The organism is Microvirga massiliensis (assembly GCF_001006805.1).
Lineage (GTDB): Bacteria > Pseudomonadota > Alphaproteobacteria > Rhizobiales > Beijerinckiaceae > Microvirga > Microvirga massiliensis.
In genome coordinates this window covers 197,708-204,358 of record NZ_LN811350.1, presented here as the reverse complement: position 1 = coordinate 204,358, position 6,651 = coordinate 197,708, and the positions used below count along the sequence as shown (strand labels likewise).

The following is a 6,651-nucleotide window of genomic DNA, read 5'->3' as shown; positions in this document are numbered from 1 at the left end:
AGGAAGGTGGCGGTGTGTGAGGCGCGGTGTTCCTTGTGTTCAACGCGCCGCCGGCACCCCTCACCCGGCTGCTGCGCAGCCGACCTTTCCCCCGGCGGGAGAGGCGAAGCTCCGCCTCTCCCGCCGGGGGAAAGGTGATGTAGAGGGCCGCACCAGCATTACCTTCGACAGCCTTGAATTATAGCACTGTGTGCTATAGATCGAGTTTGCGTGCCCTGAGGAGCATCGCGCGGGGCACTCATGAGGCTCTTCCTCACGAAAGAGTTCGCCCGTCTGGCACGTAAGAACGACGTCGGCGATGCGGACCTGAGAGAGGCAGTTCGACGCGCGGAAAGCGGCTTGGTCGATGCAGATATCGGCGCCAACCTCATCAAGCAGCGCATCGCACGCAAAGGAGAGGGCAGATCGGGCGGGTTTCGCACAATCGTCTTCTACAAGGCAGGAGATCGCGCCGTTTTCCTGCACCTGTTTGCGAAGAACCAACAGGCCAACCTGTCGGACCACGAGAGGGATGCTTATCGCGAGTTCGCGAAATTCCTCGCAGGACTCACCACAGAAACGATGGCTGCGCTCGTCCACGAACGAGGATGGAAAGAGATCCAGTATGAAGCCCCCTAGAAAGAAGGCCTACCGGAGTGATGCGCTTCGATCTCTTCATCTGGCGGCGAAGGATCTCAGCGCAGTCGGCGCGCTCGACAAGGCAACGATGCGCCGATTCGATATTGCGTGCCTGACACCCATCGAGTCTCTGCAACCGGAGAAGATCAAACATATTCGCGAGGCATCGAACATGAGCCAGGCTCTCTTCGCCAAGGCTCTGAACGTTACGCCCTCGCTCGTCAGCCAGTGGGAGAGAGGTGAAAAGAAACCCAGCGGCCCCTCGCTCAAGCTCCTGACGCTCGCGGACAAGAAGGGGATCAAAGCGATTCTCTGAGTGCCAGGAGGTTGAAATTCCTGTGCGCTCAATAGGATAGCGCACTGCCGACACCCCTCACCCGGCTGCTTCGCAGCCGACCTCTCCCACAAGGGGCGAGGTGATGTGCGGGCTGCCGCCGCTTCGCCTCTCCCTCGATGGGAGAGGTCGCCCCGAAGGGGCGGGTGAGGGTGGCGGCGCCGACCTCTCAGAAGGAGTAATTCACACTGCCCTCAAAAGAATAGCCCATCGCGTCCCCCCTCACTCGGCCGCTGAGGCGGCCGACTTCCTGCCAGTGGTGAGGTGATCGACCACCTCCCGCGCCGCGCGCTCTCCCTCCGCCCAGGCTCCCCCAACCGTGCCCCATTGCACCCGCGCGAGGGCCTCGCCGGCGAACCAGAGCCGCTCCCCGACCGGCACCTTCAGCCTTGCCCGGCTCGCGCACGCCCCCGGGGGCACCACCGCCCACGATGCTCGCGACCACGGATCGTGCCGCCATGCCGTCGCGCCCATCACCGTCAGCCCGGCGAGCGCCTTCGTGCCGAACTGGTCCGCGAGCACGCGCCGCGCGAAGCGGCCCGGCGCTTCCGGATCGCGCCGGTCCAGCCCCGTCGCCAGCGGCTGGTCGAGCTCGAGATAATGGAACGCCGTCCCGTCGATCCGCCCGAGCAGGCCTGGCGGGTCCGGATGCGTTCCGAGAAGCGTCACGAGCCGGTCCGGCTCCTCGAACGGTGCCCCGGGCCAATGCAGGATCACGTGCTCGTAGATGCCCGGCCGGAACGCCCGGATCGCGGCCTCGGTCTCCTCCGGGAGCCCGGGCGAGATCCGCACCGCGCCGCTCTGCAGCACCGCGATCGGCAGCGCGAGGATCGCCGCCCGCGCCGTCAGCCGGCCGACTGCCGTCTCGACCGCAACCCCCGGCCCCGACCAGTCGATCGCCGTCACGGGCGTCCCGAGCCGCACCGGCAGCCCGGAGGCGAGCCGCGCGACATAGGCCCCGAGGCCGCCGGCGATGAACCAGTTCTCGGCATAGTCGAGGGTCGGGAAGTCCTGCAGGCTGACTTCCTTGAGCGGCCGCCCCGAGACGAGCCCGTGGATGAGCCGCACCCGCCGTCCGTAGAGGCCGAGCGGCGGCAGCGCCGTCTCGGCCGGCCTGTCCTGCGCCTCGCGCCCCCCGCGGGTGAGCGCAACTTCGGCCCGGTCGAAGGCGCGCCCCAGGGCCGCGCGCGCGGCGGGGCTCGCCGGGCGGCCCTTCACGAAGAGCTCCCCGTTGCCCGGCGCGCGCCGCAGCCGCTCGCCCTGTTTCGCCCCCAGCGCGACGAGCGGGTTCACGGGGCCGCTGTGGAGCCAGTGTGCGCCGAGATCGATCGGGTGCCCGCGCAGCGGCACGGTGACGGCCCGCCCGCCGACCCGCTCCCGCGCTTCGAGCACCGCGACGGAGAGGCCCGCGGCGAGGAGCGTCCGCGCCGCGGAGATCCCGGCCGGGCCCGCCCCGATCACCACGACGTCGGGCGCCGCCGGCAGCGGCGCCAGCGGCGGCGTGAAAACCGGTTTCGCATCGAGCCCCATGCCCCCTCCTCATCCTCATCGATCCTGTGCGCCCGGCGCCGCACCGGGCTTGCGCGCGCAGGCCGCGCCCGGCGATGCTGCCGGCCCGTTCACATCCCGACGGCACTCACTACATAGCGCCGGGTCAGGCGAGGAGGCATGAAGCCCGTGGTGATGGTCCCATTCGATCCGGCGCGCACCGGGCCGGCCCGTGCGAGGCGAGCCCCACTCCCATGCTGATCGCCGATCTCTTCGCGGCTTTGCGCCAGGTCCTGTCGCCGGCCCTGCGCAAGGTGCTCTGGAAATCCCTGGCGCTGACCATCGCGCTGCTCGTCCTCGTCTGGTTCGGGCTGACGCGGCTCCTCGCCTTCTATCTCGATCGCACCGATTTCGCCGTCGATTACCCGATGGTCGAGGCCTTCGCGTTCTTCCTCGCCGGGGCCGGGCTCTTCGTGGCGCTCGCCTATCTCTTGCCGGCGGTCTCGGCGATCGTCGCGGGCTATTTCCTCGACGACGTCGCGGAGGTCGTGGAGCGGACCGACTTTCCCGCCGATCCGCCGGGCGTGCCGCTGTCGCTCGGCCGCTCCCTGCTCTACGGCCTGCGCTTCGCGGGCCTCTCGCTGCTCGTGAACCTCGCGGCGCTCCTGCTCTTCTTCGTGCCGGTCGTGAACGTCTTCGCGTTCTTCGTCGCCAATTCCTATCTCTTCGGCCGCGAATATTTCGAGCTGGCGGCGGGCCGCTTCCGGCCCATGGCCGACGCGGCCCGGATGCGGGCCGAGCACCGCGGCACGGTGCTGCTCGCCGGCGCGATTCTCGCCGGGCTCGTCCTCGTGCCGGTGGTCAACCTGCTCACCCCGCTCGTCGGGGTGGCCCTCATGGTGCACGTGCACAAGAGATTAAGCGCGCGTACCCCGCTGCCCGGCGGCGGGGCCGGGCGCCCGCTCCGGGTGGAAGCCGGACCGCGGCCCCATTGATTCCGGGGCGAGGAGATCCGGCGTCTCCGCGGCGACGGAGGTGTTGCGCCGCAGGTCGAACTGCCCGCGCCGGCGGAAGCGCACGAGGTTGGCAGGCACGATCGCATCAAAGCCCGTCGGCGTGATCCCGAGCCCCTCCAAGGTGCGCCCGTCGCGGATCGCCTCCTCCGAGACGACGTTGTCGCGCTCGAGCAGGCTGATCTGGTCCCGCGTCACCACGAAGGAAGCGGGCATCAGCCCGAAGGTCATGCGGTCCAGGAAGCCGAGCACGCTGCCCTGCGCGCGGGCCATCGGCCACGACAGCGGCAGGATGGTGCGCCGCCGCTCCGTGACGGCGAGCACGTATTCGACGATCTCGCGCAGGGTGCGGATTTCCGGCCCGCCGAACTCGTAGATGCGCCCGCCTCGCACGGTGCCGTCGATCGCCCGGCCGATCGCCTCGCCGACATCGGAGGCCGCGACCGGCTGGAAGCGGGTGTCGGCGCCCGCGAGCGGCAGCACCGGGAGCATCCGCGTGAGGCCCGCGAAGCGCTCGAAGAACCCGTCGCCGGTTCCGAATAGGACGGAGGGGCGCATGATGATGGCGTCCGGCCGCACCCGCAGGAGGTTGGCCTCGCCGGCCGCCTTGGCGCGCCCGTAATGCGAGGGCGAATCCGGATCCGCGCCGATCGCCGAGACGTGCACGAGGGTGGCATCCGGCGCGGCGTGCTCGGCGATGATGCGCGGGCCTTCCGCGAGCAGGGAATCGAAGGTCTGCCGCCCGCTCTCCTCGAGGATCCCGACGAGGTTCACGACGTGGTCGGCCTTCTCGAGCGCACGGCGCACGGAATCCGGATAACGGAGATTCGCCTGGACCGCGAAGATCTGCCCGACCTTGCCGAGCGGCTGCAGATGCGCCGCGAGATGCGGCCGGCGCACGGCCACCCGGATCCGGTAGCCGCGCTGGGCCAGCGCGTGCACGACGAAGCGCCCCAGGAAGCCGGAGCCGCCGAAGACCGTCACGAGCTGCTGCTGCGGCGTACGCACTGCGCCGATCATGAAACCCTCCTGCCCGCCCACCAGGGCGTCGCCATGCTGCAAGGGGCCGGACACCCGTCCGTGCCGCCAGGAGCGGTCTAGTCAATGCCGAGGGGACTGAAAAGGGGCAGAACGGACGGGCGTGATCTCTCGCGATCTCTGTTGACGGCCTCGGCGGCGCACCGTAAACGGATCCGCGTCGCTCGCGCGGCGGGCCCAGGTGGCGGAATTGGTAGACGCGCTGGTTTCAGGTACCAGTGGTGAAAGCCGTGGAGGTTCGAGTCCTCTCCTGGGCACCATTTCTCCTGAATAGTAGGTTTTCCTCAGGCACTTAGGCCGCCTGAGCGCCCGCATCGGCGGAGGTGGTTAAGACCGGGTGGTTAAAATCCGCCACCTTCTGTTCTCGTTGTCTGGCGTCGAACGTTCCGCAATCGTTCACCGGTTCACCAATGAAAAAGCCGCCTGAAGGCGGCTTTGGTAGGCGGTGGCTCAGTTCAGGCCACCCTTGAGGTTGCAGTGGCGGTCTCAGCCTCTTGCATACCGGCTCTCCATTTCTTGTAGACATCCGCCTTTTTCTTCTCGCGGAAGTACGCTTTGGCGTAGCGGTCAATCTCCTTTAGGGTCTGGTGGCCGGTGACCGCCATCACATCGTGGGGATCGCAGCCGCGCTCGATAAGTCGGCACACACACAGCTTGCGTAGGCCATGCAGGCTGAAGCCGTTCGGGATTCCAGCCTTGTCAAGCCACCTGCGAACCATATTACCAAAGCTCTCCTTCACATAGGGTTCGTCTTTGTGGTCCTGACGGACGAAGAACTTCGAGCCGAGGATTCCGTTTGCCTTTGCGGCTTCGAGACTCTCGTGAAGCTCATCGAGAATCGGAATGTGGGCAACGTAGGGATCGCCAACGTCGCCTTTTTCCTGCTCCACTCGAAGAGAACCGTACGGGAGGCCATCCTCTGGCGGGATGTATTGGTCCCACCCCAACAGATACACGTCACCACGCCGCTGGCCCGTATAGCCTGCGAGATCAAACGTGAGACGCTGCTTTGTCCCGAGCGGGTACGCGTGCACCATGCGATCCCACATCTCGTCAGTCCACATTTTGTAACCACCCCCTTTGACTTGCTCCTTCTCGACAAAGTGGGCGTAGTTGACTTTTACCAGCTTTCTCTTGATCGCGAACTTGAGGACACCTCGGACCCACTTGATTAGATTGTTCTTCTGAGGACCGCCGGTTGTTTTAGTCACTTTCTGTGACTTGCCTGTTCGCTTCGCGTTTTCGTCGATGTCCGTAGTCGTCACTTTGCGATCGACCAGCGTTTGGATCGCTTCAGTGTCGAAGCGATCCAGCGGCATGTCCCCGTATGTTCTACCGTCTGGATTCGATCGCCTTAATGGCTGGTCCCAGGTCCAGCGTAATTGACCTTCGATCGCGCGCTTGTTCTTCTGCTGCCTGAAGGTATCCGTTTTCATATACTCCAGACACAGCCACCCCCAGGAGTTGACCGGGAACTTCGTCGAAGTCGATTTCGCCTCTTTCCGCCGCTCCTCCACACTATCGGTTCTTGCCTTCTCGACTGCCTCTTGGTCCGGATATGGATGCTGGCCGTCGAGAAAGCGCGAGTAGGCGGCGTAGAACGCCGCCCCAGTGACGATATCATCCTTCACTCGGAATTTTCGCTGACCCTTTTCTCCGCGCCAAAAATAATAGCGGGTGCGGCCGTGACGGTTTGGCTGATCGTAGACATACCGGATGGGCGACTTTTGAGCCTTCGGCATGATCAGTCCACCCTCCACTCATCACCAGGATCATCGTCCCAAAATGGAAGCTCGTGAAATTTTTGGTCCATCTCGGTCCGCGAGTATAACTTGCGGTGTCCCGCCCTTCTGGCTCGCGGTTTCTGGTTTTGCGGCAGTGCCGCGAATTGGTTTGGAGAAAGGTTCCAGTATACGGCAGCCTCATACTCCGATAGCCCGATAGCCTGTACTCCTTGAGGGAGTTGAATATCTCGCTTTCTAGTAGGCACTTGAAATTACTTTGAGCGTACCGGGCCTACGCTCTTAATGCTCGATTACACCCGGATTGGCCCGCCCCAACGCTCCCTCAAACGTCTGGCGGATGTTTTGATATCCTTGAAAGGAAATGCAGTCCCCGACCATCAAATCTCGACGAAGGGCGGGGAAAAACTGAATTCCC

6 protein-coding genes and 1 tRNA gene are annotated in these 6,651 nt (G+C 65.3%); 4 read left to right on the top strand and 3 right to left on the bottom strand.

Annotated features, from left to right (window positions below; genetic code table 11):
- Positions 1 to 240 precede the first annotated feature (240 nt).
- Together BN1233_RS00860 and BN1233_RS00855 are read left to right on the top strand one after the other, a co-directional pair.
- Positions 241 to 618, top strand: coding sequence for a type II toxin-antitoxin system RelE/ParE family toxin (locus BN1233_RS00860; protein WP_046861631.1), 378 nt, complete (start codon positions 241 to 243; stop codon positions 616 to 618).
- Positions 605 to 934 (top strand): helix-turn-helix domain-containing protein, encoded by a 330-nt coding sequence (locus tag BN1233_RS00855; RefSeq protein WP_046861630.1) that lies wholly within the window; start codon positions 605 to 607, stop codon positions 932 to 934. The genes BN1233_RS00860 and BN1233_RS00855 overlap by 14 nt, the downstream gene beginning before the upstream one ends.
- A gap of 240 nt (positions 935 to 1,174) precedes the next feature.
- Here the strand turns inward: BN1233_RS00855 and BN1233_RS00850 are convergent, their stop codons facing one another.
- Positions 1,175 to 2,482, bottom strand: a complete 1,308-nt coding sequence (locus tag BN1233_RS00850; RefSeq protein WP_046861629.1) for a flavin monoamine oxidase family protein — start codon at positions 2,480 to 2,482, stop codon at positions 1,175 to 1,177.
- Between the two features lie 212 nt (positions 2,483 to 2,694).
- Here BN1233_RS00850 and BN1233_RS00845 point away from each other — a divergent pair, with 212 nt between their 5' ends.
- The gene (locus BN1233_RS00845; protein ID WP_046861628.1) at positions 2,695 to 3,435 is read left to right on the top strand and encodes a sulfate transporter family protein; all 741 of its coding nucleotides are present in this window, start codon (positions 2,695 to 2,697) and stop codon (positions 3,433 to 3,435) included.
- Here the strand turns inward: BN1233_RS00845 and BN1233_RS00840 are convergent.
- Positions 3,358 to 4,473, bottom strand: a complete 1,116-nt coding sequence (locus BN1233_RS00840) for a complex I NDUFA9 subunit family protein (protein ID WP_046861627.1) — start codon at positions 4,471 to 4,473, stop codon at positions 3,358 to 3,360. The two genes, BN1233_RS00845 and BN1233_RS00840, sit on opposite strands and share 78 nt — an antisense overlap.
- Before the next feature lie 193 nt (positions 4,474 to 4,666).
- Between BN1233_RS00840 and BN1233_RS00835 the strand changes: the two genes are divergently transcribed.
- Positions 4,667 to 4,751 (top strand) — tRNA-Leu (locus BN1233_RS00835).
- A 195-nt stretch (positions 4,752 to 4,946) separates the two neighbouring features.
- Here the strand turns inward: BN1233_RS00835 and BN1233_RS00830 are convergent.
- A complete protein-coding gene (locus BN1233_RS00830; RefSeq protein ID WP_048708952.1) occupies positions 4,947 to 6,233 on the bottom strand; it encodes a tyrosine-type recombinase/integrase in 1,287 nt (428 codons plus the stop codon).
- Between the last annotated feature and the right edge of the window lie 418 nt (positions 6,234 to 6,651).

Coding starts and splice junctions, on each gene's coding strand:
- BN1233_RS00860 (WP_046861631.1), top strand. CDS start 241: ATGAGGCTCTTCCTCACGAAAGAGTTCGCCCGTCTGGCACGTAAGAAC.
- BN1233_RS00855 (WP_046861630.1), top strand. CDS start 605: ATGAAGCCCCCTAGAAAGAAGGCCTACCGGAGTGATGCGCTTCGATCT.
- BN1233_RS00850 (WP_046861629.1), bottom strand. CDS start 2,482: ATGGGGCTCGATGCGAAACCGGTTTTCACGCCGCCGCTGGCGCCGCTG.
- BN1233_RS00845 (WP_046861628.1), top strand. CDS start 2,695: ATGCTGATCGCCGATCTCTTCGCGGCTTTGCGCCAGGTCCTGTCGCCG.
- BN1233_RS00840 (WP_046861627.1), bottom strand. CDS start 4,473: ATGATCGGCGCAGTGCGTACGCCGCAGCAGCAGCTCGTGACGGTCTTC.
- BN1233_RS00830 (WP_048708952.1), bottom strand. CDS start 6,233: ATGCCGAAGGCTCAAAAGTCGCCCATCCGGTATGTCTACGATCAGCCA.